The sequence below is a fragment of the Klebsiella sp. JN_Kp121 genome (assembly GCF_040062145.1).
GTDB lineage: Bacteria > Pseudomonadota > Gammaproteobacteria > Enterobacterales > Enterobacteriaceae > Klebsiella > Klebsiella aerogenes.
Genome location: NZ_JBEAHX010000006.1, coordinates 223701 through 247329 on the forward strand (window position 1 = coordinate 223701; position 23629 = coordinate 247329).

Sequence of the window (23629 nt, forward strand, 5' to 3'; positions counted from 1 at the left end):
GACGCGGGTACAGAGAACAACGGTGATTAATTCAGGCCAGGCAATACGGCAGGCAGCAGACGCGTCAGGTGACGTGCGGCCAAAAGCTCGGTGGCATTTTCAATATCAGGAGCGAAGAAACGGTCTTGGGTATAATGCGGCACGCGTTCGCGCAGCAGATGACGCGCCTCTTCCAGCAGCGGACTGGTGGTCAGCCCTTCGCGCATATCCAGCCCCTGCGCCGCCGCCAGCCACTCGACGGCCAGCACCCCGCGGGTGTTTTCCGCCATCGCCCACAGGCGACGACCGGCAGCCGGCGCCATCGAGACGTGGTCTTCCTGGTTCGCGGAGGTGGGCAGGCTGTCAACGCTATGCGGGTGCGACAGCGCTTTGTTTTCACTGGCTAAAGCCGCCGCCGTGACCTGGGCTATCATAAAGCCGGAGTTGACGCCGCCATTTTTCACGAGGAACGGCGGCAGCTGCGACATATGGCTGTCCATCATCAGCGCGATACGACGCTCGGAGAGCGAGCCGATTTCCGCGATCGCCAGTGCGATATTATCCGCCGCCATCGCTACCGGTTCGGCATGGAAGTTACCGCCGGAGATGACGTCATTTTCGGCGGCAAAGACCAGCGGGTTATCGGAGACCGCGTTCGCTTCGGCTAACAATACTTCCGCCGCCTGGCGGATCTGCGTCAGGCAGGCGCCCATCACCTGCGGCTGACAGCGCAGAGAGTACGGATCCTGCACCTTGGCGCAGTTATGATGCGACTGCGAAATCGCGCTGTCATCGGTCAACAGGTGGCGATACAGCGCCGCCGCATCAATCTGACCACGCTGGCCGCGCACCTCGTGAATACGCGCATCGAACGGACGACGCGAACCCAGCGCCGCTTCGGTGGTTAACGCCCCGCAAACGACCGCGGAGGCGAACAGATCTTCGGCTTCGAACAGACCGCGCAGCGCAAAGGCCGTCGACGCCTGGGTGCCGTTCAGCAGCGCCAGACCTTCTTTCGCCGCCAGGGTAATCGGCTCCAGCCCCGCCTGACGTAACGCTTCCGTCGCCGGCAGCCATTCGCCGCCGCGTACCCGCGCTTTGCCTTCGCCAAGCAGCGTCAGCGACATATGCGCCAGCGGCGCAAGGTCGCCGGAGGCGCCGACGGAACCTTTCGCCGGGATCCACGGCGTCACGCCGGCATTGACCAGACCAATCAGCGCCTGGATCACGCTCAGGCGGATCCCGGAGAAACCGCGGGACAGGCTGTTAATCTTCAGCACCATAATCAGGCGCGCCAGGTCATCGTCCAGCGGCTCGCCAACGCCTGCCGCATGGGATAGCACCAGCGAACGCTGCAGGTTCTCCAGATCTTCCGTCGAGATACGGGTCTGCGCCAGCAGGCCAAAACCGGTGTTGATACCGTAGGCGGTCCGCCCTTCGGCGAGGATGGCGTTAACGCAGGCCACGCTCTCATCAATTGCCGCAAACGCGCTGCTATCAAGGGTAATGTTCAGCGGGTGGCTGTAAACGTCGCGGAGCTGCGACAGGCTCAGTTGCCCCGGAATTAGCGTTAAAGATTTCATTTAGCGTTCCCCTGCGTTGCCGCAACCATCGGAAGATTCAGACCCTGTTCCACCGCGCATTCAATGGCGATATCGTAACCCGCGTCGGCATGACGCATTACGCCGGTCGCCGGGTCGTTATGCAGGACGCGAGCGATACGCGCCGCCGCTTCATCGGTACCATCACAGACGATAACCATCCCGGAGTGCTGCGAGAAGCCCATGCCTACGCCGCCGCCGTGGTGCAGCGACACCCAGGTCGCGCCGCTGGCGGTGTTAAGCAGTGCGTTGAGCAACGGCCAGTCAGATACCGCATCCGAGCCGTCGCGCATGGCTTCGGTTTCGCGGTTCGGGCTGGAGACGGAGCCGGAATCAAGGTGATCGCGGCCAATCACGATCGGCGCGGAGACTTCGCCGCTACGTACCATTTCGTTAAAGGCCAGCCCCAGCTTCTGCCGCCACTCCAGACCTACCCAGCAGATACGCGCCGGCAGTCCCTGGAAGCTGATGCGCTCGCGCGCCATATCCAGCCAGTGGTGCAGATGCTTATCATCTTTAATGATCTCTTTCACCTTCGCGTCGGTTTTGTAGATATCCTGCGGATCGCCGGACAGCGCTACCCAACGGAACGGGCCGATACCGCGGCAGAACAGCGGACGGATATACGCCGGCACGAAGCCCGGGAAATCGAAGGCGTTGCTGACGCCCATTTCCTGCGCCATCTGGCGGATGTTGTTGCCGTAGTCGAAGGTCGGTACGCCCATTTCATTAAAGGCCAGCATCGCCTGAACGTGGTCGGCCATCGAGCGTTTCGCCGCCAGGATAGTGCCTTGCGGATCGGATTCGGCTTTCTGCTGATACTCCTCCCAGCTCCATCCTTTCGGCAGATAGCCGTGCAGCGGGTCGTGGGCGCTGGTCTGGTCGGTAACCATATCCGGGCGAACGCCGCGTTTCACCAGTTCCGGAACGATATCCGCGGCGTTGCCGCACAGCGCGATGGAGATAGCGCGGCCTTCGGCGGTGTATTTTTTGATGCGCGCCAGGGCGTCATCCAGAGAAGTGGCCTGTTCATCCACGTAGCGGGTACGCAGACGGAAATCGATGCGGCTCTGCTGGCATTCAATGTTCAGCGAGCAGGCGCCTGCCAGCGTCGCAGCCAGCGGCTGCGCACCGCCCATGCCACCCAGACCGGCGGTTAACACCCAGCGACCTTTCAGGCTGCCCTGATAGTGCTGGCGACCGGCTTCGACGAAGGTTTCGTAGGTGCCCTGTACGATGCCCTGGCTACCGATGTAGATCCAGCTGCCGGCGGTCATCTGGCCGTACATTGCCAACCCTTTGGCATCCAGTTCGTTGAAGTGTTCCCAGGTGGCCCAGTGCGGGACCAGGTTGGAGTTAGCGATCAGCACGCGCGGCGAGTTTTCATGCGTTTTAAATACGCCGACCGGTTTGCCGGACTGCACCAGCAGGGTCTCGTCGCTTTCCAGGTTTTTCAGCGCCTTCACGATAGCGTCATAGCATTCCCAGTTGCGCGCAGCGCGACCAATACCGCCATAGACCACCAGCTCATGCGGGTTTTCGGCGACATCGGGATCGAGGTTATTCATTAACATACGCAGCGGCGCTTCGGTCAACCAGCTCTTGGCGGTCAGCGTCGTGCCTCTCGGGGCACGTACGTCCAGCTGGCGATATTTGCTTTGCGACATCGGGGTTTCTCCTGACAATTAACGTTGTGTACGTAGATACATATACTTGTCTATACAACTCTACGCAAGCCAGGATTTAACAGAAATGATACAATTTTGTTATATTGCGTCAGCAATCACGTTTTGCTGACGCCAGGGAGAATTACGAGCTGAAATGGCCCTGCAGACGGTAGCGCGCGCCGGGAAACAGCAGGCGAGCGTGTGAGACAATATGCGTCGTCGACCAGGTGCGGCGGCGAATAAGCAGGCAGGGATCGTGCGGCAGGATGCGCAGCAGCGCGCACTCTTCTGACGTCGCCTGCACCGCCTCGACGATATGTTCGCCTTCGGTTAACGGCGCAATCAGCGACAGATAATCATGCGGCGTGGTGGCGGTGTAATCCTGTAATAGATAGTCTGGCACCACCGCGGCATTGACGCAGCGGTCTTCAATTTGTACCGGGACATCATTTTCAAAATGCACCATCAGCGAATGAAAGATACGCGTGCCTTCGGCGACGTTGAGCGCCTCCGCCTGGATAACATCCGCTTCGGTCTCCTCTAAAAGCAGCACGTCGCAGCGGTGCTGGTGACGGCGGGAGGCAATCTCATCGGCTATGCTGCGCACTTCAAACAGCGCCGACTGCCCTTTCGGCTCGGCGACGAAGGTACCGACTCCCTGTAGCCTCACCAGCAAGCCTTCATCCGTCAGTTCGCGCAGCGCGCGGTTGATGGTCATGCGGCTGAAGCCGAACTGGGCGACCAGTTCAGCCTCCGAGGGAATTCGGTCGTGCGGACGCCACTCGCCGCGGTGGATCTTTTCGCTGATCGCCTGCTTCACCTTTTCATAGAAAGGCGCGGGCGCGGAACGAGGTTGTTGTGCAAACATGGCCTGGCTTTCCTTATGCGTAATAAGCGGAGCGGCGAAACGAAAATAATAGCGCGGATCGCTAGCGCCACCAATGGGCGATTTGCCATGCCAGACGGGCCGCCGCGCGGGCGCCCTGTCCGTCGATGTCAAATTGCGGATTAAACTCGACCAAATCCACCGCCTGTAGCTTACCGCTGCGGCACAACGGCTCAACGATCCGCAGCAGGGTCGCCAGCGGCACGCCCAGCGCCGCCGGCGCGGAAACCGCCGGCATTTCGCGCGCCGGCAGCACGTCGAGATCGATAGTCAGATACAGACGGTCGAATTGCGCGATATTGCGCTCAAGCTCCGGCAACACGCGTGTTTCGAAGGCTGCCAGCACCTCCAGATCCTCAACGATAGCCACCTGGCGGCGCGCCGCTTCATCCCATAGCGCCTGGGTGTTCGCCGCCCGGCTAACCCCGATGCAGGTATAGTGAAAACCTCGCTGCTGCGCTTCACACTCCAGCGCCAGCTGGCGGAACGGCGTCCCGGAACTGGCGCATTCGGCAAAGCGTAAATCCAGATGCGCATCGAGATTAATAATGCCCACTTTTTCGCCCGGGAAGGCGTCCAGTACCCCAGCGCCGTGGCCGAAGGCCGTCTCGTGGCCGCCGCCCAGCACCAGCGTGCGTTTGCCGGCGCGTTGACAGACGGCCACCGCCTCGCGTAGCACCTGGTGCGCGGCTTCTAACTGTTCGCCATCGACGCTAATAGTGCCCATATCCACGCAGCGGTCATGGCCCTGATGACTGGCCATATTGGCTAAGGCCCGGCGTAACGTTTCCGGGCCATCTCCGGCGCCGGTGCGCCCTTTATTACGCCGTACGCCTTCGTCGCAGGCGAAGCCGAGCAGCGCGATATCGCCAGGCATCTCCTGCGGCGCGAAGCGTTCTGCGCGGGCGATGGTCTGGAACAGGCGCAGCGCATTGGGCGCCTCCGCGCTATCATCACGCCCTTGCCAAAGGTTCGCGGGGGTAGCTTGCCACAGCATCATTGCAGTTCTCCTCGTACCACGCGCCCCCAGAGCGGCGCGCGCCCCGGCTCATACACCATCTCGACCGGATGCTCGGCATCCCAGATAGCGAAGTTTGCGACAAAGCCCGCCGCCAGCTGACCATGACTCTCCTGTCGCCCCAGCGCCCGCGCGGCATGGCGAGTTACCCCGGCCCAGGCCTCTTCCGGGGTTAAACCAAACTTGACGCAGGCCATGTTCATCGCCAGATGCAGGCTGGCGAAGGGGCTGGTGCCCGGGTTGAAATCGGTCGCCACCGCCATCGGCACCTGGTACTTGCGTAACAGTTCCACCGGCGGTTTGCGGGTTTCATTAAGGAAGTAGAACGCGCCGGGGAGCAGGGCTGCCACGGTGCCGCTTTCGCGCATCGCCGCCACGCCCTCTTCCGTCAGATACTCGATATGGTCGGCGGAAAGCCCATGATAGCGGCTCACCAGTTGAGCGCCGCCCAGCGACGAGAGCTGCTCAACGTGGCCTTTTACCGGAATGCCCAGCGCCTGCGCGGCCTGAAATACGCGCTCGGTTTGCTGTGGACTGAAGCCGACGTTTTCACAGAAGACGTCAACGCTTTCAAACAGCCCCTCTTGCCACAGCGTCGGCAGTATGGTCTCGCAGACCAGCGAGATATAGCCATCGGCGTCGCCATGATATTCCGGCGGCGTGGCGTGGGCGGAGAGCAGCGTCGCCGACAGTTCCACGCCATTGTCGTCAGCCAGTTGTCGGGCGACCCGCAGCATTTTGCGTTCGTTTTGCAGATCGAGACCGTAGCCTGATTTAATCTCCAGCGTTGTCACCCCTTCACGCAGAAGGCGCTCCAGACGCGGCTGCGCCAGCGCCAGTAGTTCAGCTTCGCTGCTTTCGCGCGTGGCGCGCACGGTGGAGTTAATGCCGCCGCCGTTGGCGCTGATGGTTTGATACGACACGCCGTTCAGCCGCTGCTCCCACTCCTGCGCCCGGCTGCCGCCAAAAATCAGGTGCGTGTGGCAGTCAATGAGACCCGGCGTCAACAGCCGGCCTTCGAGGTCGATACGACGCCCCGCCGGGGCGTCAGCGTCGTCGACGATCGCCTCGATACGGCCGTTACGCACCAGCAGCGCATGGCGCTCCAGCAGGCCGTATGGTTGAGAAGAATCAGGATGCAAAGTGGCGAGACGCGCGTTTCGCCAGATAACGAGTTCAGAGGTGGCTTCAGTCATAGCATTCAACTTGTCATGGGTTGTATAGACATTTATTTTCATAACGCCGGTAATGTCAATAAAAGCGCGGGTAAATGTTATTTTTTTGTGACTAAAGACGTTCCGTCAGCGCTTCGCGTTACGTAAAGAAGTGAAGTTTTTGAACTGGCATCTTCCCGTTTCGTTCAAGTTAGTATAAAACAGCAGGTTTTAAAGGACTTATACCCTGTCACGCACAAAGGGTATGTAACTTTGCATATTATCGCCCGGAGCAACATGAACACATATTCCGTTTCCCGTCTGGCGCTGGCGCTGGCCTTCGGCGTGACGCTGTCCGCCTGTAGCTCGACGCCTGCCGATCAAAAGCCCTCAACGCAGACTGCACCGGGCAATACCGCACGGCCGATTCTTAGCGCCGATGAAGCGAAAAACTTCACTCAAGCGGCCTATTTTCAGTCGCTGACGCCGAATGCCGCCGCGTGGACGCCATCCGCTATCAGCCTGCCGGCGCAGCCTGATTTCATCGTCGGCCCGGCGGGTGCCCAGGGCGTGACCCACACGACTATTCAGGCCGCGGTCGATGCGGCGATTGCCCGTCACTCCGCCCGTCGCCTGTTCATCGCCGTTATGCCAGGCGAATATGCGGGTACTGTCTACGTGCCTGCCGCGCCGGGCGCGCTGACGATTTATGGTACCGGTGAAAACCCTGCCGACGTCAAAATCAGCGAAGCGATTGATTCCGAAATGGACCGCAATAGCTGGCGTCATCTGGTCAATCCGGGCGGCAAATACATGCCAGGCAAGCCCGCGTGGTATATGTTCGACAGCTGCCAGAGCAAATCCGCCGCCACCGTCGGCGTGATGTGTTCCGCGGTCTTCTGGTCGCAGAATAATGGCCTGCAGCTGCAGAACCTGACCATCGCCAACAATCTCGGCGACAGCGTCGATGCCGGTACCCATCAGGCAGTGGCCTTGCGCAGCGATGGCGACCAGGTGCAGATCAACAAGGTCAACATTCTTGGCCGCCAGAACACCTTCTTTGTGACCAATAGCGGCGTGCAGAACCGTCTGCAGGACAACCGTCAGACCCGCACGCTGGTGACCAATAGCTATATTGAAGGCGATGTGGATATCGTTTCCGGTCGCGGCGCGGTGGTATTCGATAATACCGATTTCCGCGTCGTGAATTCGCGTACGCAGAAAGAAGCCTACGTTTTCGCCCCGGCAACGCTGAAAAGCGTAACCTACGGCTTCCTGGCGACCAACAGCCGCTTCACCGCGTCCGGCGATAACGTCGCGCAGCTGGGCCGCGCGCTGGACGTCGACGGCAACAGCAATGGCCAGGTGGTGATTCGCGATAGCGTCATCAATGAAGGCTTTAACATTGCTCAACCGTGGGCGGCGGCGGTCGGCTCTAACCGCGCCTTCAGCGGTAACGTTGGCGCGCAGGATGATAAAGGCAACCCGCAGCGTAACCTTAACGACAACGGCTTCAACCGCATGTGGGAATATAACAACCGCGGCGTAGGCAGCTTTGTGGTTGCCGCTCCGAAACAGTAATATTATCGGCCCGCGCTCTCCCCGAGCGCGGGCTTTTCTTATCCGCGTGTACTCCTGCCACAACCCCAATTAATAATTTTCGCCAACGGCGAATAAATCCTCCCGCTCGCGCGTTTACTCTTCAGTACCGACAACGCGATGCTTTATCGCGTCTCTCACTCACCTGGAGGCCACCATGAACGCACGAATTTCTCCCATCAGGCGCTTAGTCGTTCCGGCGCTGCTATTTTTGTTATATACCCCGGCGGCGTTGGCCATGGGCGATAACAGCCCGGGCAAACAAACCCCGGATTGCCCGAGCGGTCAGGCCTACGACAGCGTGAGCCAAAAATGCGTCCCGCAGAAAACCAGTAGCCTTAGCGATGAGGATAAAACCAATTATGCCTGGCATCTGGCGAAAAAAGGCGAATATCAGGCCGCACTTAACCTGCTGGATACGCTGCACAACGCCAATACGCCTGAGGCGTGGAACTATCGCGGCTACGCCACCCGTAAGCTCGGCAGAACCGATGAAGGAATTGGCTATTATCAGCGGGCGCTGGCGCTGAAACCGGACTACGCTAAAGCCCGCGAATACCTTGGCGAGGCGTGGATGGTCAAAGGACGCCCCGATTTGGCCAAACAGCAGCTGGCGGCCATCGCCGGCATTTGCGGCCAAAGCTGCGAAGAGTACCGCGATCTTCAGTCGGCAATAAACGGACATCCGGAATCCTGATAGTCGTGATTCGCCAGAATCAATAAGGATAAGAACATCGCTAACCGTATCGTTGATAGCCAACTTGCCGCCCATCTTTCTCGCCTGTGGCGCTACGGCCTCGTACTCTCGCACAACCGCGACGTCGCCGAGGAGCTGGTGCAGGCCACCTGCCTTCGCGCGCTCGAAAAGAGCGCGCAGTTTACCCCCGGCACCCGCATCGACAGGTGGCTATTCGCCATTTTGCACTCAATCTGGATTTCAGAGCTGCGCGCCCGCCAGGTTCGCCTCGGCCAGGGGTTTGTCGAGTGTGAGGAGCTGGCCGCCCCCGAGCCGGGCGAACAGGACGATACGCGGTGGCGCTATCGGCAACTTATGCTGCGGGTTAATCAACTGCCCGAGGCGCAGCGTAATGCCGTCTTTTTGGTGTATGTCGAGGGGTTTAGTTATCAGGAAGCCGCCGAGACGCTATCGGTACCTATTGGCACCATTATGAGTCGGCTGGCCGCCGCGCGGGAAACACTGGCCAAAACGCCGGCGATTTCGCCCCCGGCGCAGGAGAAACGCTCATGAACCCTATTCGCTTTTCCCCACCCTGGCAGGACGAGGCCATTGTCGCCTGGCTTGATGGCGAAATGTGCGCGGAGGACGCCCGCCGTTTTAGCGAAACCTTTGCCCGCGACCCGCAGCTCGCCAGCCGCACCGCCAGGTTAATGAATAATCATCAGCCTTATCAACATGCTTTCGCCGCCCTGATTGATGAAGCGCCCGTGGCGCGGATGCAGGCGAAACTGGCGCCCTACCTCACCGGGCCGAAAAGTAAAGCGCAAAATCAGGCGCGCTTCAGCCGTCGCGCGCTGATTGCCGCCTCATTGGGCCTGTTGGTTATCGGTAGCGCAGCAAGTTATTTCTGGCGGCCTGAGCCGCAGGAAGACGATGACGAGAATATTCGCCGTCTTGAAGCCCAGTACATGTCGCTATATAGCGCGGAAACCGTGGCCGATGTTGATAATTCACCCGCGATGCTCGACCGTGGCCTGCATCGTTCGGCGCAGGATACAGGACTGTTGCTAGAACGACGCCAGCTCGCCTTGCCTGAGGCGGAGCTGAAAATGGTCCGTATGCTGCGCTACGAAAGTACCTCGATCACGCAAATCCTCTGGCTGCATACCGGTTACGGCCCGGTCGCGCTTTGTATTTCACCCGCCGCCCGGCAATCCGCCTCACCGCCGCAAAATGAGCAGCGTCAGGGCATGAACCTGCGCTGGTGGCGCCACGGCGGCTACCAGTTTGCGCTGATCGGCCGTATGCCGGCGCCCGTGCTCAACGATGCGGCGCACACCCTGCGGCAGGCGATAGTTTAAGCCTTCGCCTGCGGCACCCACACCAGTTTGTTAACCGCAAAACCGAGCTCAGCGGCCAGGGCAAGGTACTGCTGTCGAATGTGGGACGGAATATCCGGGGTGCGCGAAAGCAGCCATAAATAGTCGCGGTTTGGACCGCTTACCAGCGCGTACTGGTAGTCCTCGTCGAGCGCGATCACGTTATACCCGCCATAGAAGGGGCCGAAGAAAGAGACTTTCAGCGCTGCCGTGGTGGAAGCGCCGGTAAAATAGGCTTTGCCCTCGCTCTCGCGCCAGCGTTTGTTGCGCGGGTCAAATCCTCGATTGAGTACGCGAATGCCGCCGTCGTCACGCATACTGTAGGTTGCCGTCACCTGCTCCAGACCTCGTTCAAAACGGTTTTCCAGACGCGCGACTTCATACCAGCGCCCCAGATAACGGCTGGCGTCAAAATGGTTTATCGGTTTTACCCCTTGAGGTGGCGTTGGGGTTTTACAGGCGACCAACACCAGCGATACCGCAACCCCGGTCAGAATTGGCCATAGTTTCATCGCATATCCTCCTTTTTCTCTTTCCTGGCAGACAAGTATAACCCCGCGCAGAGAGCATTCGTCGTTTTTCAGAGAGATTTACCGCCTTATCTGTACAAGAAACATGATAATAAAAAACATATATATCAATAACATAATTAAAAACACATTCACTAACCGCTAATTTGTACAAATTATTCCATAGAAATTTGTACAACTTTCCTCTGAGCGTCTATAGTTGACGGGTAGCTCGATTTTACGCGCGCGCTCGGGTCAGCACTTTGCGCCAACGCCGCGGTTATTTTGAGGTGGTTCCTGTTTTACCGTTGCCTGTCCGCAATGTTTTGGCGTAAACGATGTGCAAATCGTTTACGCCAGCGGCTTTTATTTATCGCGTGGGAGATTCAGGCTTATGCATATCAAAAATACGATCCCTGTGCAGTTTATAGCTAACTGCGCATTGCTGAAAAACATAGAAAATAGCTTATTACAGGAAAATAAAACCGTTGACGATCTTCAATTAATTAGTGAGATTAATCAACGGTTACAAATAGAAAGTAATGAAATACTTGCTGATATCTATTTACAGGCGCTGGATATTCTGCGCTGTGGTATTCGTCATTAATTCGTCCATCCGCTTCGTGGAGACCAAAATGTTCAGTAAACACACGCACATTTGTTCCGAACGCTATGACCTGTGGATTGACAACCACTTTCTGATGAGTGGTATCAGCCTTATTCTGCGCACGCTGCCAGAAAGTTGCTTTCGCAAAAAGCATGTTTTCTTTACCAGCGATAGCTATTTCTCGGTGTTGCAACACAAATACAATCGTCGGGAAACGATTTTTATTTTATTAACCGAAGGCAACGATCTTAATTTCCTTAGCGAACTGCCAATGTTACGCATCCCCGCCAGATCGACCCCTGCTGAATTAAAAACATTTCTCAATCAACCGACCCGTTATTATAAATCGCATACTTCGCCTGGCGAACTGATACAGTTTACCGAGCGAGAAAAGAAGGTCATTCAGCTCATCAGTAATGGCGAAGCCATTGCCAGTATTGGTCGCTCGCTAAACTTGCATATTAAGACAATTTATCAAATCCGTTTGAATTTGATAAAAAAACTGGGCTGCAGCGGCAGGACCGATTTCTTTAATATCAGCCGTAGCGAAACATTTAAGTCCTGGAGTCAAATCCATCTGTGAGCACGCGCGACGTAAGCAAACAGCAACCTGCCTCACTTGCAAGGCAGGTTTTTTTATTCGTTACCGTGGAAGTGAATACTAAAGCCCTGTTCCTGCCAGTGGCCCAGCAGCTCCAGTTGCAGCGGCGAGGCGGGGCGCCCGGTCCAGACGAAAATATGTTGTCCAGGAAACAGCTCCGGGCGGGGAGATTCTAACGGTTCCGCCAGCACGTTAACATGCCAACCGCGTTGCGAAAGACGCCAGGCTTCCAGCCATAGGCCGGTGCGGTCTTCATTCCCCCACCCCACCAGCAGCGTCTCCTTGCCATTTTTTTTACGCGATTCCGCTAAAAACAGCGCCACGCAATCAATCAATATGCCATCCAACATGCTGCTGATGACCATTGAAGTGTTTTGATCGAGCTTCAGCCGCTGGCGCACCGGCGCGAACAGGCTATCAAGCAGGGTGTCGACGGGATGCTGATGGCTTAATGCGGTGATTTTGGCGCGGATTTTTGCCGGCTGCATATAGCGCAGGATACTCATCATCTCTTCCTGCAACTGTGCGGATTCGTCACGGGCGGCAGGTAGCTGGCCTTCCAGCAGCGCTTTAACCTTGCCCACTGAAACGCCACGTTCTATCCAGCGCTTAATTTCTTCGATTCGCTGAATATCTTCTTCATCAAACTGACGGTGCCCGCCTTCGCTACGCTGCGGTTTCAGCAAACCGTAACGCCGCTGCCAGGCTCGAAGGGTGACCGGATTGATTCCGCAACGCTCGGCTACTTCACCGATACTGTAAAAAGCCATAAGCCGCCTTATCTCAACCTGATACTTTAGCGCCTAAACTAACGAATTTAGGCATACTGTACAACTCTCTTTTCTTGTACAGATAAAGATATCAGGTTGCAGCTCACAGCGTGCGGGAAAAAGGATGAAAGTATGTTTACGCTATCCCAGGAGGGATCATATTTTCCCCGGCCAGGCGATAGCCGGCAGACCGCCCAGTCGCGGGCTGGCAAACAGATTTCCCTGGAAATGAGAAATACCCGCCGCCTCCAGCCACATCCACTCCTCCGCCTGCTCAACGCCAACCACCGATACGGCAATTTCCAGCGAGTGGCAGCATTTAATAATCGCCTGCACGATAGCCTGACGCGGCCCGTCACGATGGATGTTGCGGATCAGCTGTTGGTCAATTTTAATTCGATCCGGTTGATATTGCGCCAGCAGCGATAGCCCGGCAAAACCGGCGCCAAAGTGATCGATAGCGACGCGTATTCCCGCCCCCTTCAATTTGCGTACGGCATCGGTAAACTCATCCATTCGCGAAATCACTTCACGCTCGGTGAATTCAACAATAATTTGTTCCGGAATCAAATCGTTGCGCTGAATTTCCGTTAGCAGGAATGGCACCGCATCCGCCACTTTCACCAGCGTCATCGGCAGTAGATTTATGGTCAGCGTACGTTCACGCAGGCCTAACTTACCGGCAATGGCCAGCGCAACCCGTTTACTTTGCAGATCCGCGACGTAAATCTCATCGCCTGACAAACCGGCAAAATAGGCTGCGGGCGGTTCTCCGTCAACGGTACGCAGCAGCGCTTCCCAGGAGATTATTTCGCAGGCAAAGGGGTCAACCACCGGCTGAAAAGCAAAACAGCATGATTCAGCGCCGTCGATACAAGGTACGGCCGGATAAAACGAGCTCTCATCAGCAGTAAAATCCCAGCTATCAGCTGACGGAATTTCATAATAATTCTCTTTTTCCGTCGCTTCGACAAAGGTACGGAAAAAATGCAGCGCCCGGTCGTCGTAAGTCAGCTGATATTTTGTCGTCCCCTTATCCAGCACGTTCTGTAGTACCGCGTCGCGATCGTGTTCCCTTAAATCAAACAGCTCCATGCCGACCTTACCAAAGCGGCGAGCCGGCGCGTAATCGCACAGAAGCTCCACCAGATTGTAATGACGCGGGTCGGCGCAAATATGTCGATAGATTTGCTGTACGTTTTCTTCCGGTCCCTCAATGAGTTGGAAAAAATGCGTACCGTTAAAAAGTAAAATACCGGTGACATCCGCCTGACCATTTCTCTCGTTAGCCGCAGCAACCATCGACTCGAGCGATTTGAAGGAGACATCGTCGCAGATATGGCTGCGATAAATGATGGTGGTGAGCATAGCGGTTCCAGATGAGAGGTATAAGCATTCACAGTAGCAGTTACTGTTCGATACGTCTTGCGAAACAAGTATTTATATTAACAAAAATTGAACACACAACGCCGCCAGGCCACATAATCTTGTACAATCCGTCACGCTTAAAACCCTCATTGCAATTTTACACAAAATAAAAAAACAACAAATTTATCAATAATTTTCAATCAACTATACTCCAGGCACGATTTATTGCGCAATACGCTATGTACAAGTTACAAGTTATTGTATAAGTTTACTCACAGTTAACAGATGAGTGAAATTAAAGGAGCGTATATGCAGCAGAATGGTTACATTCCAGATACAGCGAACGCGATAGCCCAGTATTTCAACAAAGCATCGTTACCTTCTCAGCAGGAGACGCTGGGCGAAATCGTGATGGACATTCTCACCGAAGGGCGGCATTTAAACCGCAAAGCGCTTTGCACCAAGTTACTGAGCCGTCTTGACGTCGCACGAGCCCCGGAAGAAGAAAATCATTATCAAACGTTGATTGGCCTGCTGTTTGAGCGTCAGGAGTAAACGCTGACTGTCGGCCTGCACCTGACCAGGCCTACAGGAACAACCTGGCATGCAGAGGGACGATGATGAAAAGCAGTCAATCAGATCGGGTTAGCGATGAGATTATTGGCGAAGCAGTTTTATCTCTTCTTAAAACAAACCGGCCAATTAATATTCCGACGCTGCTAGTCAAACTTCGGTTAATGCAGGCAGCGGAAACGAACCGCCAGCGAAGGAATGCAATTATTGCCGTTATCGATGAAATTAGCGTCAGACTCACGACGCGCGGTAATCACGCGCCGGTCATTAAAAAGATTAACGGCCAGTGGGAAAACAGAGCCGTTGTTGTGGATAGTAACGTCGAACCGACGGGCAAAAAAATACACTGATCCCCGAACAAGTTTACTAAACAAGTGAGAATATGATGAGACAGACTATGCATCAGCAATCAGATATTTACGCAGGACTGCAGGATACAGCGCTCTCAGAATATTTCCGCAGCGCCGGAGATAAATTAGTCGATGAATCTGCGGTAATGTCGCTGGCAATCGACAGTATCCTCAGCTCAGATGGGCATCTGAGCAATAAGGCGCTTATTTTATGGTTGATCAATGCGCTGGAAACCACCGATAACGTGGTTACCGCGGATGTGATTCGCAAGACGCTGGAAATTGTCGTCGGCTATACGATGGATGATATTTAAAGCTGTCAGTCCGAATAAAAAAACCTCGCCGACGCGAGGTTTTTTTCTATCAATAGCAAATTAATGCGCGTTAACCACTACCCACATAGGGCCCTGACCAACAGCATAACGCCCTTTCTCTTTTAACAGCCCCTGCTCGCCGGCAATTTCATATACTGCGATATGATGCGATTTCTGCCCCGCGGCAATCAAATACTTACCGCTATGATCGAGATTAAAGCCGCGCGGCTGCGCTTCGGTCGGCTGGTAGCCTTCAATAGACAGTACGCTACCGTCTTCAGAAACGCTAAAGATGGTGATAATGCTGGCGGTACGATCGCAGGCATAAAGATGACGGCCATCCGGCGTAATATGGATATCCGCAGCCCAACGCACGCCGGTAAAATCTGGCGGCATCATATCCAGCGTCTGTACGCACTCAATTTTCCCGTGCGGATCTTTAAGCTCCCACACGTCAACGGAGCTGTTCAGTTCATTCACACAGTAGCCATACTGCTGGTTCGGATGGAACACCATATGCCGCGGACCGGCGCCTTCCACGGTAGTAACTTCCGCCGGCTCCTGCGCGGCCAGATAGCCGTCATCGCTCAGATTAAACAGGCAAATACGATCCTGCTTCAGCGCCGGTACCCATAGCGTGCGGTTGTCCGGTGAAATATTGGCCGAGTGGCAGCCCTCCAGCCCCTCGACGACGGTGACCGTTTCGCCCGGCAGGCCGTCAATCAATGGCGTCACGCTCACGCAGCCCTGATTGTAGGAAGCGCTGAAAACAAAACGGCCCTGATGGTCGGTGGAGATATGCGTCGGGCTACCCGGCAGCGCGGCTTCGCCGGCGAAAGTCAGCGCGCCATTATCTGGCGCAATGCGGTAAGCCAGGACGCGAAACTCCGGACGCACGCCGACATAGAGATACTCTTTGTTCGGGCTTACCACCATCGGCTGCACCTGGCCCGGGGCATCAACAACCTGAACCAATGTCAGATTTCCCTCAGCATTGAGGCTCCAGACGTGAATCTGATGGCTCTCCGGGCTGGCGGTATATACGGTTTGTTTCATGACTACTCCTTTCCTCACTGCTCGTGAAACTGCTCGTGGACATCGTTATACATTTCATCCGGCGCGCGGCGCAACGATGAATGGTATAGACGCTTTTAACGGTAGATGCTGAAAAATTTGCCCCTGAGACGAAGCCGTGTACCATCATGGCAGACCCTTTTTCACCATTTACCGGAACCAACACATGACCTCACGCGTGATCGCCCTCGATTTAGACGGCACCCTACTGACCTCGAAAAAAACGATTCTTCCGGCGTCGCTCGATGCGCTGGCTCGCGCCCGGGAGGCTGGATATCAGGTGATCGTCGTAACCGGCCGACATCACGTCGCTATCCATCCTTTTTATCAGGCACTGGCTCTCGATACACCTGCAATTTGTTGTAATGGTACCTATTTGTATGATTATCATGCAAAAAAGGTTCTCGAAGCCGATCCGATGCCGGTGGATAAGGCCCTCAGCCTCACCAGCCTGCTCGCCGAACACGATATTCACGGTCTGATGTACGTCGATGACGCCATGCTTTATGAACGTCCGACCGGCCATGTAATCCGCACCACTAACTGGGCGCAGTCGCTACCGGTTGAACAGCGCCCGGTTTTCACCCAGGTGGATTCTCTGGCGCAGGCGGCGCGTGAAGTACAAGCGGTATGGAAATTCGCCCTCACCGATGAAAATATCCCGAAACTGCAGGCATTCGCGCAGACCGTCGGCCAGAATCTGGGCCTGGAATGCGAATGGTCGTGGCACGATCAGGTGGATATCGCCCGCGCCGGCAACAGCAAAGGCAAACGCCTGGCGCAGTGGGTCGCCGCGCAAGGATTATCCATGCAGGACGTCATCGCTTTTGGCGATAACTACAACGACCTCAGCATGCTGGAAGCCGCCGGGACCGGCGTGGCGATGGGTAACGCGGTTGAGGAAGTCAAAGCACGGGCCAACGTGGTGATCGGCGAAAACGAAACCACCAGCATCGCCGACTTTATCAATCGTAACCTGCTGTAATCAGGCCGCGATCGATACGCTCTTAATTTGCGCATACAGCCACTGACCTGGGGTGATGCCCAGGTCATCCCGCGCCCATGGGCTAATTCGCGCCCATAGCGTTTTGCCGCTGACCGTAAGCTGTACCTCGATCTGGCCGTTGGTTTCCACGCAGCCAACGACCTGCGCGCGCAGGATATTACGGATACTGGTCTGTCGCGGGTGCTCCAGCACCAGCGACACATCCGACGCCTGAATACGAACACGCGCCGCTTCGCCCGGCTCCCGCGCCAGCTGATTAACCCATAGTTGCTGATCGCCCAGCGCCAGCGCAGTCATTGCATATTGCGGATGCTGCGCGATCACCGAGACGTTAAGAATCGTGCTCTGCTGCTCCTGCGGCAGCCACGGATGCATCACGCTGCTGCTCCACACCGTTTCGAGATCGCCAAACGCCTTCACTTTTCCCGCTTCCAGCACCAGCACGTTATCGGCCAGGTGCTGAATTTCATCCAGCGAGTGGCTGACATACAGCATCGGGATATGGATCTCGCGCGCCAGCCGCTGTAAATAGGGGAGTAATTCGCGCTTTCGCGGAATATCCAGCGAGGCCAGCGGCTCATCCAGCAGCAGCAATTCCGGCGCGGTCAACAGGGCGCGGCCAATCGCCACCCGCTGTTTTTCCCCGCCGGACAAACTACCGGGCAGCCGTTCGAGCAGGTGCTCAATGCCCAATAACGCCACCAGCTTGTCAAATTGCGCGGCCATGCTTTTGGCCATCCCATATTTCAGGTTACCGCGCACTTTATAGTGCGGAAACAGCCGCGCGTCCTGAAACACATAACCGATACGCCGCTTCTCCGGCGCCAGGCAGATACGCTGTCGCGCGTCATTGAGTACCCGGCCATTGAGCACAATGCGCCCCTGCTGCGGCTGCGTCAGCCCGCTGATAGCATTAATCAACGAGGTTTTCCCCGCGCCTGAGACGCCGAAAATAGCGGTAATGCCGCTGGCGGGCAGGGTTTCATGCACTTCGAGGCAGTGGTTGCCCAACGTCTGGCTAAAATCGAGCTCCAGCATAGTTATTTTCCCATCCGCTTACGGCTAAGGCGCGCCAGCCATTCAGACACCAGCAACGATACCAGCGCCAGAACAATAGAGATGATGCATAACCGCGCGGCGGCGCCTTCGCTGCCGGGCGTTTGAATCAGGGTATACATCGCGGAAGGAATGGTGCGCGTTTCGCCAGGAATGTTTGAGACAAAGGTGATCGTCGCGCCAAACTCTCCCAGCGAACGGGCGAAAGCCAGCACCGTACCGACAATAATGCCCGGCAGGGTCAACGGCAGCGTGATGGTGAAAAATACCCGCCAGCGATTAGCCCCCAGGGTGCGCGCCGCCTGTTCAAGCTTCACGTCCACCCCTTCAAGCGCGAGGCGTATCGCCCGCACCATCAGCGGAAATGACATCACCGCCGCCGCCAGCACCGCCCCCCGCCAGCTGAAGGCGAAGGTCAGACCAAACCAGTCGTATAACCAACTGCCGATAAAGCCGCGTCGCCCCATGGAAATCAGCAACAGATAGCCGACCACCACCGGCGGCAGCACCAGCGGTAAATGTATAATGCTATCGAGTAACGCTTTGCCGGGAAAATGGCGGCGCACCAGCAGCCAGGCGAAAAAGATCCCAAAAGGTAAGCTGCAAACCACCGCCAGGGATGAAACTTTCAGGCTCAGCAGTACCGCCTGCCATTCGGGATCGCTTAAAATCATTGCTGTGTGGTGAATCCGTAACGTTTAAAGATAGCCGAGGCTTCCGGGCCTTTGAGGTAGTCATAAAACGCGGTTACGGTAGCATTTTTATGCCCATCAACGATAGCCAGCGGATACTCGACTTTTTTGTGCGAATCCTCCGGGAAGGTGCCCACCACTTTGACCCCCTTGCTGGCGACGGCATCAGAGCCGTAGACGATGCCCAGCGGCGCTTCGTTGCGCTCCACCAGCGCCAGCGCACCGCGCACGTCTTCTGCCGGCGCGAGCTTCGGCGACAGCGTCTCCCAGGCCCCCAGTTTCTGCAGCGCTTCTTTCGCGTAGATCCCCGCCGGTACGTGATCCGGATCGCCGACCGCCAGACGCCCGCCTTGCAGCAGGCTGGCCCAGTCGGTTTTATCATTAATGGTGATATCGCTGCGATCGCTGGCTTTCGGCGCGACCACCACCAGGCTATTGCCCAGCAGCGTGGTGCGGGTTGCCGTATCGATTGATTTTTTGTCTACGGCATAGTCCATCCATTTCTGGTCCGCAGAAATAAACAGATCGGCGGGGGCGCCGGCTTCAATCTGCCGCGCCAGCGTGGAGGAAGAAGCAAAGGAAGAGACCACTTCAACGCGGTGCTCTTTTTTATAGGCTTGCGCAATATCCTGCATAGCGTTGGTTAACGACGCCGCGGCAAAGACGGTAACTTTGCCGTCCTGCGCCAGCGCATGACCAGAAACGCAGAGCGTTAAAGCCGCTCCGGTCAGAAAACGCGACCATTGACCTGCCATTGGAAACTCCTGTGTGTTCGTTATGTAGCGAATAATATAACGACTATGCTCAGGATTTCCCAGCGCGATTTAGGGATAATCAGGATAGGTACAAAAGAAAACGCCCGGCGAGCCGGGCGTTGAGGAATCAGTGATTTTGCTGGCTGCTGTCTTTATGACCGACGCCGGAGAAAATGTTGAACACTTCGCCGAGACCGTAAATCAGACCGAGGATGACCGCCATCACCACAGGTACCATGACGACAGCAAATACCAGACTTTTCAACAGCTCTAACATGGTTGGCTCCAGATAGTACGAATACTTCATTGTAACCATTTCAGCCGGAAAAACACGCCCCATTTGTGCGGTGCCTCGCCGCCGCCGCGGCAGATGCCTGTTGCAAGATGGGCGCTATCGTTCACAATATGCTTTTTACGTCAGGAATTGATTATGCAGGCCGAAATCCTACTTACGCTTAAGCTTCAGCAGCGCCTGTTCGCCGATCCCCGCCGGATCGCCTTACTCAAGCAGATTGACCTGACCGGTTCTATTAGCCAGGGGGCGAAGAATGCCGGTATCAGCTATAAAAGCGCATGGGATGCGATCAACGAAATGAACCAGCTTAGCGAACAGTCGCTGGTCGACCGCGCCACCGGCGGTAAAGGCGGCGGCGGCGCGGTGCTGACCCGCTATGGACAGCGGTTGATTCAGTTATACGATCTGTTGGCGCAGATTCAACAAAAAGCCTTCGACGTACTAAGCGACGATGACGCCCTGCCCCTCGACAGCTTGCTGGCGGCGATTTCCCGCTTCTCGTTACAAACCAGCGCCCGCAACCAGTGGTTCGGCACCATCACCGGTCGCGACCACCAGCAGGTACAGCAACATGTCGACGTGCTGCTGGCGGACGGCCAGACCCGTTTTAAAGTCGCCATTACCGCTCAAAGCGCCGACCGCCTCGGGCTCACTGAAGGCCAGGAAGTGCTGGTGTTGCTGAAAGCGCCGTGGGTCGGCATCACGCTTGACCACGCCGTGGCGCAGCAGGCGGACAACCAGCTTACCGGGCGCATCAGCCACATTGAACGCGGGCCGGATCGGTGCGAAGTCATCATGGCGTTGCCGGATGGGCAAAACCTGTGCGCCACGCTGTCAACGGCGCAAACCGACGGTTTGCAGGAAGGCGCGCAGGCGATCGCTTACTTCAATGCCGATCGCATCATTCTGGCAACCTTATGCTAATGGCATTGACTTTATTGCCGTGAAGACGTATCCCTGAAGCACAACGCTGCAAAAAGTGGGATACACAATGTCATCATTGCAAATTTCGCAAGGTACGTTTCGCCTTAGCGATATAAAAACCTTACATATCGATCGCCTCACGCTACGCGCTGGCGAAAGCTGGGCTTTCGTCGGCAGTAACGGTAGCGGTAAATCGGCGCTGGCCAGAGCGCTGGCCGGTGAACTGACTCTGTTAAACGGGCAGCGCGAAAGCGCATTTCAGCGTATCACTCGCCTCTCCTTCGAACAGCTGCAGAAACTGGTCAGCGACGAGTGGCAACGTAACAACACCGATATGCTCAGTCCCGGCGAAGAAGATACCGGTCGCACCACCGCGGAAATCATCGAAGATGAAAGACGCGACCCGGAACGCTGTACCCGGCTGGCGGAGCAGTTTGGTATTAGCCACCTGCTGACGCGGCGCTTTAAATATCTGTCGACGGGCGAAACCCGCAAAACGCTCCTCTGCCAGGCGCTGATGAGCGACCCAGACCTGCTGATTCTCGACGAGCCGTTTGATGGCCTGGACGTCGCTTCGCGCCAACAGTTGGCCGACCTGCTGGCCAGCCTGCATCAGGCAGGCATCACCCTGGTACTGGTACTCAACCGCTTCGATGAGATCCCGGAATTCATTGAATATGCCGGGGTGCTGGCGGATTGCACGCTGAGCGAAACCGGCGAGAAACAGGCGTTATTACAACAGGCGCTGGTTGCCCAACTGGCGCATAGCGAAAAACTTGCCGGTATGACGCTACCAGAACCGGATGCCCCCGCCGCCCGGCACGACTTAGCGGCGAACGCTCCGCTTATCGTCCTTAACGACGGCACGGTGTCGTATAACGATAAAGCGATCATTAACCAGCTAAGCTGGACGGTGAACCCCGGCGAACACTGGCAGATTGTCGGCCCCAACGGCGCGGGCAAATCCACATTGCTGAGCCTGATCACCGGCGACCATCCACAGGGTTACAGCAACGACCTGACGCTATTCGGCCGCCGTCGCGGTAGCGGTGAGACTATTTGGGATATCAAAAAACATATTGGCTATGTCAGCAGCAGCCTGCATCTGGAATACCGCGTCAGCACTAACGTGCGTAACGTGATCCTTTCCGGCTACTTTGATTCGATAGGCATTTATCAGGCGGTCTCTGATAAGCAGCACAAGCTGGTCCAGCGCTGGCTGGATATTCTCGGCATTGATAAACGCACCGCCGACGCGCCGTTCCATAGTCTGTCGTGGGGGCAGCAGCGGTTGGCGCTGATCGTTCGCGCGCTGGTCAAACACCCGACCCTGCTGATACTCGATGAACCGTTACAGGGACTGGATCCGCTGAATCGTCAACTGGTACGTCGTTTTGTTGATGTTTTAATTGGCGAAGGGGCCACGCAGCTGCTGTTTGTATCGCATCATGCCGAAGATGCCCCTGACTGCATTACCCACCGTCTGGAGTTCATTCGCAGTGGAGACGGTTACACTTACCGCCTCGGTCCGCTGGCAGAATAGCGCTATACAGGGGTCTGCGGATCCCTGTATTTTTTCAGAGAAATAACCAATAATCACCACAATTATCTGTTTTATAAAGAATTAACTAAAATCAGTCTTAATATCACATCAAGTGTAAACGATTCCACCATTTTGGCCTGTGTCACACTTTTCCCTTCTTTGGTATGCTATCTTCTTCTCACACGATAAGCCTATTGGAGCGAATCATGAAAGTACTGGTCACAGGTGGTAGCGGTTACATTGGAAGTCATACTTGCGTACAGCTGCTGCTGCAGGGACATGATGTGATTATTCTCGACAATCTCTGCAACAGTAAACGCAGCGTATTGCCGGTCATTGAACGTCTCGGCGGCAAGAAAGCCACCTTTGTCGAAGGCGATATTCGTAATGAAGCGCTGATGACGGAAATTCTGCACGATCACGCTATCGAAGCCGTGATCCATTTTGCCGGCCTGAAAGCCGTCGGCGAGTCCGTCGCCAAGCCGCTGGAATATTACGACAATAACGTCACCGGTACACTTAAATTAGTTTCCGCTATGCGCGCAGCCGGCGTTAAAAACTTTATTTTCAGCTCCTCCGCGACCGTCTACGGCGACCAGCCGAAGATCCCTTATGTTGAAAGCTTCCCGACCGGTACCCCGCAAAGCCCCTACGGTAAAAGCAAACTGATGGTTGAGCAGATCCTCGCCGACCTGCAGAAAGCCCAGCCAGACTGGAGCATCGCGCTGCTGCGCTACTTCAACCCGGTCGGCGCGCATCCATCAGGCGATATGGGCGAAGATCCGCAGGGCATTCCAAACAACCTGATGCCGTATATCGCGCAGGTTGCCGTTGGCCGTCGCGAATCACTGGCGGTATTCGGTAACGACTATCCGACCGAAGACGGCACCGGCGTGCGCGACTACATCCACGTGATGGACCTCGCCGACGGTCACGTCGCCGCCATGGAAAAACTGGCGAACAAAGCTGGCGTACATATCTACAACCTCGGCGCAGGCGTCGGCAGCAGCGTGCTGGACGTGGTCAACGCCTTCAGCAAAGCCTGCGGTAAACCGATTAATTATCACTTCGCGCCGCGCCGCGATGGCGATCTCCCGGCCTACTGGGCTGATGCCGCCAAAGCCGACCGCGAGCTGAACTGGCGCGTGACGCGCAACCTTGACGAAATGGCGCAGGACACCTGGCACTGGCAGTCCCGTCATCCGCAGGGTTATCCGGACTAATAGCCTA

General features: G+C 56.3%; 26 protein-coding genes. 13 read left to right on the forward strand and 13 right to left on the reverse strand.

Annotated elements, in window-relative coordinates; all coding sequences use genetic code 11:
* Window positions 1-26: 26 nt before the first annotated feature.
* From hutH to hutI, 5 genes are all read right to left on the reverse strand, one after another.
* Window positions 27-1562 carry a histidine ammonia-lyase gene (gene hutH, locus ABLU86_RS11280; protein ID WP_015367622.1) on the reverse strand — a complete coding sequence of 512 codons (1536 nt, stop codon included), beginning with the start codon at window positions 1560-1562 and terminating at the stop codon, window positions 27-29.
* A complete protein-coding gene (hutU, locus tag ABLU86_RS11285) occupies window positions 1559-3247 on the reverse strand; it encodes a urocanate hydratase (protein WP_042895633.1) in 1689 nt (562 codons plus the stop codon). Before hutU ends, hutH begins: the two co-directional genes overlap by 4 nt.
* 142 nt (window positions 3248-3389) lie before the next feature.
* Entirely contained in the window at window positions 3390-4115 is a 726-nt protein-coding gene (locus ABLU86_RS11290) for a histidine utilization repressor (RefSeq protein WP_042895636.1), read from the reverse strand.
* Between the two features lie 61 nt (window positions 4116-4176).
* Window positions 4177-5133: a formimidoylglutamase gene (hutG, locus tag ABLU86_RS11295; protein ID WP_042895638.1), complete on the reverse strand. Its 957-nt coding sequence runs from the start codon at window positions 5131-5133 to the stop codon at window positions 4177-4179.
* Window positions 5130-6389 (reverse strand): imidazolonepropionase, encoded by a 1260-nt coding sequence (gene hutI / locus ABLU86_RS11300; protein ID WP_163359289.1) that lies wholly within the window; start codon window positions 6387-6389, stop codon window positions 5130-5132. The genes hutG and hutI overlap by 4 nt, the downstream gene beginning before the upstream one ends.
* Before the next feature lie 213 nt (window positions 6390-6602).
* Here hutI and ABLU86_RS11305 point away from each other — a divergent pair, with 213 nt between their 5' ends.
* The 4 genes from ABLU86_RS11305 (at window position 6603) to ABLU86_RS11320 (ending at window position 9944) form a co-directional block, all read left to right on the forward strand.
* Window positions 6603-7886, forward strand: a complete 1284-nt coding sequence (locus tag ABLU86_RS11305; RefSeq protein WP_015704788.1) for a putative acyl-CoA thioester hydrolase — start codon at window positions 6603-6605, stop codon at window positions 7884-7886.
* Window positions 7887-8061: 175 nt separating this feature from the next.
* Window positions 8062-8601: a tetratricopeptide repeat protein gene (locus ABLU86_RS11310; RefSeq protein WP_042895640.1), complete on the forward strand. Its 540-nt coding sequence runs from the start codon at window positions 8062-8064 to the stop codon at window positions 8599-8601.
* An 18-nt stretch (window positions 8602-8619) separates the two neighbouring features.
* Window positions 8620-9153, forward strand: a complete 534-nt coding sequence (locus ABLU86_RS11315) for a sigma-70 family RNA polymerase sigma factor (RefSeq protein ID WP_047075772.1) — start codon at window positions 8620-8622, stop codon at window positions 9151-9153.
* Complete coding sequence (locus ABLU86_RS11320) at window positions 9150-9944, forward strand: membrane protein (protein WP_032714112.1); 795 nt, start codon at window positions 9150-9152, stop codon at window positions 9942-9944. Before ABLU86_RS11315 ends, ABLU86_RS11320 begins: the two co-directional genes overlap by 4 nt.
* On the opposite strand, the gene blc is transcribed toward ABLU86_RS11320, so the two are convergent.
* Entirely contained in the window at window positions 9941-10474 is a 534-nt protein-coding gene (gene blc, locus ABLU86_RS11325; protein ID WP_032714111.1) for an outer membrane lipoprotein Blc, read from the reverse strand. The two genes, ABLU86_RS11320 and blc, sit on opposite strands and share 4 nt — an antisense overlap.
* A gap of 391 nt (window positions 10475-10865) precedes the next feature.
* Between blc and ABLU86_RS11330 the strand changes: the two genes are divergently transcribed.
* Both ABLU86_RS11330 and ABLU86_RS11335 read left to right on the forward strand, forming a co-directional pair.
* Window positions 10866-11078, forward strand: a complete 213-nt coding sequence (locus tag ABLU86_RS11330) for a hypothetical protein (RefSeq protein ID WP_015367633.1) — start codon at window positions 10866-10868, stop codon at window positions 11076-11078.
* Window positions 11079-11106: 28 nt separating this feature from the next.
* Window positions 11107-11661, forward strand: a complete 555-nt coding sequence (locus tag ABLU86_RS11335) for a helix-turn-helix transcriptional regulator (protein WP_015367634.1) — start codon at window positions 11107-11109, stop codon at window positions 11659-11661.
* 53 nt (window positions 11662-11714) lie between these two features.
* Here ABLU86_RS11335 and ABLU86_RS11340 read toward each other — a convergent pair whose 3' ends face one another.
* Together ABLU86_RS11340 and ABLU86_RS11345 are read right to left on the reverse strand one after the other, a co-directional pair.
* Window positions 11715-12449 carry a MerR family transcriptional regulator gene (locus ABLU86_RS11340; RefSeq protein ID WP_015704784.1) on the reverse strand — a complete coding sequence of 245 codons (735 nt, stop codon included), beginning with the start codon at window positions 12447-12449 and terminating at the stop codon, window positions 11715-11717.
* Window positions 12450-12605: 156 nt separating this feature from the next.
* The gene (locus ABLU86_RS11345) at window positions 12606-13817 is read right to left on the reverse strand and encodes a diguanylate phosphodiesterase (RefSeq protein WP_015704783.1); all 1212 of its coding nucleotides are present in this window, start codon (window positions 13815-13817) and stop codon (window positions 12606-12608) included.
* A gap of 309 nt (window positions 13818-14126) precedes the next feature.
* Here ABLU86_RS11345 and ycgZ point away from each other — a divergent pair, with 309 nt between their 5' ends.
* The 3 genes from ycgZ (at window position 14127) to ABLU86_RS11360 (ending at window position 15054) form a co-directional block, all read left to right on the forward strand.
* Window positions 14127-14372, forward strand: coding sequence for a regulatory protein YcgZ (ycgZ, locus tag ABLU86_RS11350; RefSeq protein WP_015367637.1), 246 nt, complete (start codon window positions 14127-14129; stop codon window positions 14370-14372).
* Window positions 14373-14437: 65 nt separating this feature from the next.
* Entirely contained in the window at window positions 14438-14740 is a 303-nt protein-coding gene (locus tag ABLU86_RS11355) for a hypothetical protein (RefSeq protein ID WP_026612370.1), read from the forward strand.
* A 47-nt stretch (window positions 14741-14787) separates the two neighbouring features.
* The gene (locus ABLU86_RS11360) at window positions 14788-15054 is read left to right on the forward strand and encodes a biofilm development regulator YmgB/AriR family protein (protein WP_015367639.1); all 267 of its coding nucleotides are present in this window, start codon (window positions 14788-14790) and stop codon (window positions 15052-15054) included.
* A gap of 60 nt (window positions 15055-15114) precedes the next feature.
* On the opposite strand, the gene pgl is transcribed toward ABLU86_RS11360, so the two are convergent.
* Complete coding sequence (gene pgl / locus ABLU86_RS11365; protein WP_015367640.1) at window positions 15115-16110, reverse strand: 6-phosphogluconolactonase; 996 nt, start codon at window positions 16108-16110, stop codon at window positions 15115-15117.
* Window positions 16111-16294: 184 nt separating this feature from the next.
* On the opposite strand from pgl, the gene ABLU86_RS11370 reads away from it, so the two are divergent.
* Complete coding sequence (locus ABLU86_RS11370) at window positions 16295-17113, forward strand: pyridoxal phosphatase (protein WP_015704781.1); 819 nt, start codon at window positions 16295-16297, stop codon at window positions 17111-17113.
* Here ABLU86_RS11370 and modC read toward each other — a convergent pair whose 3' ends face one another.
* From modC to ABLU86_RS11390, 4 genes are all read right to left on the reverse strand, one after another.
* Complete coding sequence (gene modC, locus ABLU86_RS11375; protein WP_125991591.1) at window positions 17114-18172, reverse strand: molybdenum ABC transporter ATP-binding protein ModC; 1059 nt, start codon at window positions 18170-18172, stop codon at window positions 17114-17116.
* A 2-nt stretch (window positions 18173-18174) separates the two neighbouring features.
* Window positions 18175-18864, reverse strand: a complete 690-nt coding sequence (gene modB, locus ABLU86_RS11380; RefSeq protein ID WP_015367643.1) for a molybdate ABC transporter permease subunit — start codon at window positions 18862-18864, stop codon at window positions 18175-18177.
* Entirely contained in the window at window positions 18861-19637 is a 777-nt protein-coding gene (gene modA / locus ABLU86_RS11385) for a molybdate ABC transporter substrate-binding protein (protein ID WP_015704779.1), read from the reverse strand. The genes modB and modA overlap by 4 nt, the downstream gene beginning before the upstream one ends.
* A 127-nt stretch (window positions 19638-19764) precedes the next feature.
* Entirely contained in the window at window positions 19765-19914 is a 150-nt protein-coding gene (locus ABLU86_RS11390; RefSeq protein WP_015367645.1) for an AcrZ family multidrug efflux pump-associated protein, read from the reverse strand.
* Between the two features lie 153 nt (window positions 19915-20067).
* On the opposite strand from ABLU86_RS11390, the gene modE reads away from it, so the two are divergent.
* The 3 genes from modE to galE all read left to right on the forward strand — a co-directional run bounded on the left by modE (window position 20068) and on the right by galE (window position 23622).
* Entirely contained in the window at window positions 20068-20856 is a 789-nt protein-coding gene (gene modE / locus ABLU86_RS11395) for a molybdenum-dependent transcriptional regulator (RefSeq protein ID WP_015704777.1), read from the forward strand.
* Between the two features lie 67 nt (window positions 20857-20923).
* Window positions 20924-22399 carry a molybdate ABC transporter ATP-binding protein ModF gene (modF, locus tag ABLU86_RS11400; protein ID WP_015704776.1) on the forward strand — a complete coding sequence of 492 codons (1476 nt, stop codon included), beginning with the start codon at window positions 20924-20926 and terminating at the stop codon, window positions 22397-22399.
* Between the two features lie 206 nt (window positions 22400-22605).
* Window positions 22606-23622 (forward strand): UDP-glucose 4-epimerase GalE, encoded by a 1017-nt coding sequence (galE, locus tag ABLU86_RS11405; protein WP_015367648.1) that lies wholly within the window; start codon window positions 22606-22608, stop codon window positions 23620-23622.
* Window positions 23623-23629: the final 7 nt, after the last annotated feature.

Bases quoted from the DNA above. Each gene is read 5' to 3' on its own strand.
- modF (WP_015704776.1), top strand. From the start codon at position 20,924: ATGTCATCATTGCAAATTTCGCAAGGTACGTTTCGCCTTAGCGATATA.
- pgl (WP_015367640.1), bottom strand. From the start codon at position 16,110: ATGAAACAAACCGTATATACCGCCAGCCCGGAGAGCCATCAGATTCAC.
- ABLU86_RS11310 (WP_042895640.1), top strand. From the start codon at position 8,062: ATGAACGCACGAATTTCTCCCATCAGGCGCTTAGTCGTTCCGGCGCTG.
- ABLU86_RS11330 (WP_015367633.1), top strand. From the start codon at position 10,866: ATGCATATCAAAAATACGATCCCTGTGCAGTTTATAGCTAACTGCGCA.
- ABLU86_RS11390 (WP_015367645.1), bottom strand. From the start codon at position 19,914: ATGTTAGAGCTGTTGAAAAGTCTGGTATTTGCTGTCGTCATGGTACCT.
- hutU (WP_042895633.1), bottom strand. From the start codon at position 3,247: ATGTCGCAAAGCAAATATCGCCAGCTGGACGTACGTGCCCCGAGAGGC.
- hutG (WP_042895638.1), bottom strand. From the start codon at position 5,133: ATGATGCTGTGGCAAGCTACCCCCGCGAACCTTTGGCAAGGGCGTGAT.
- modA (WP_015704779.1), bottom strand. From the start codon at position 19,637: ATGGCAGGTCAATGGTCGCGTTTTCTGACCGGAGCGGCTTTAACGCTC.
- ABLU86_RS11370 (WP_015704781.1), top strand. From the start codon at position 16,295: ATGACCTCACGCGTGATCGCCCTCGATTTAGACGGCACCCTACTGACC.
- ycgZ (WP_015367637.1), top strand. From the start codon at position 14,127: ATGCAGCAGAATGGTTACATTCCAGATACAGCGAACGCGATAGCCCAG.
- ABLU86_RS11345 (WP_015704783.1), bottom strand. From the start codon at position 13,817: ATGCTCACCACCATCATTTATCGCAGCCATATCTGCGACGATGTCTCC.
- ABLU86_RS11340 (WP_015704784.1), bottom strand. From the start codon at position 12,449: ATGGCTTTTTACAGTATCGGTGAAGTAGCCGAGCGTTGCGGAATCAAT.
- ABLU86_RS11355 (WP_026612370.1), top strand. From the start codon at position 14,438: ATGAAAAGCAGTCAATCAGATCGGGTTAGCGATGAGATTATTGGCGAA.
- ABLU86_RS11320 (WP_032714112.1), top strand. From the start codon at position 9,150: ATGAACCCTATTCGCTTTTCCCCACCCTGGCAGGACGAGGCCATTGTC.
- modB (WP_015367643.1), bottom strand. From the start codon at position 18,864: ATGATTTTAAGCGATCCCGAATGGCAGGCGGTACTGCTGAGCCTGAAA.
- galE (WP_015367648.1), top strand. From the start codon at position 22,606: ATGAAAGTACTGGTCACAGGTGGTAGCGGTTACATTGGAAGTCATACT.
- hutH (WP_015367622.1), bottom strand. From the start codon at position 1,562: ATGAAATCTTTAACGCTAATTCCGGGGCAACTGAGCCTGTCGCAGCTC.
- modC (WP_125991591.1), bottom strand. From the start codon at position 18,172: ATGCTGGAGCTCGATTTTAGCCAGACGTTGGGCAACCACTGCCTCGAA.
- ABLU86_RS11290 (WP_042895636.1), bottom strand. From the start codon at position 4,115: ATGTTTGCACAACAACCTCGTTCCGCGCCCGCGCCTTTCTATGAAAAG.
- blc (WP_032714111.1), bottom strand. From the start codon at position 10,474: ATGAAACTATGGCCAATTCTGACCGGGGTTGCGGTATCGCTGGTGTTG.
- ABLU86_RS11305 (WP_015704788.1), top strand. From the start codon at position 6,603: ATGAACACATATTCCGTTTCCCGTCTGGCGCTGGCGCTGGCCTTCGGC.
- modE (WP_015704777.1), top strand. From the start codon at position 20,068: ATGCAGGCCGAAATCCTACTTACGCTTAAGCTTCAGCAGCGCCTGTTC.
- ABLU86_RS11360 (WP_015367639.1), top strand. From the start codon at position 14,788: ATGCATCAGCAATCAGATATTTACGCAGGACTGCAGGATACAGCGCTC.
- ABLU86_RS11335 (WP_015367634.1), top strand. From the start codon at position 11,107: ATGTTCAGTAAACACACGCACATTTGTTCCGAACGCTATGACCTGTGG.
- hutI (WP_163359289.1), bottom strand. From the start codon at position 6,389: ATGAAAATAAATGTCTATACAACCCATGACAAGTTGAATGCTATGACT.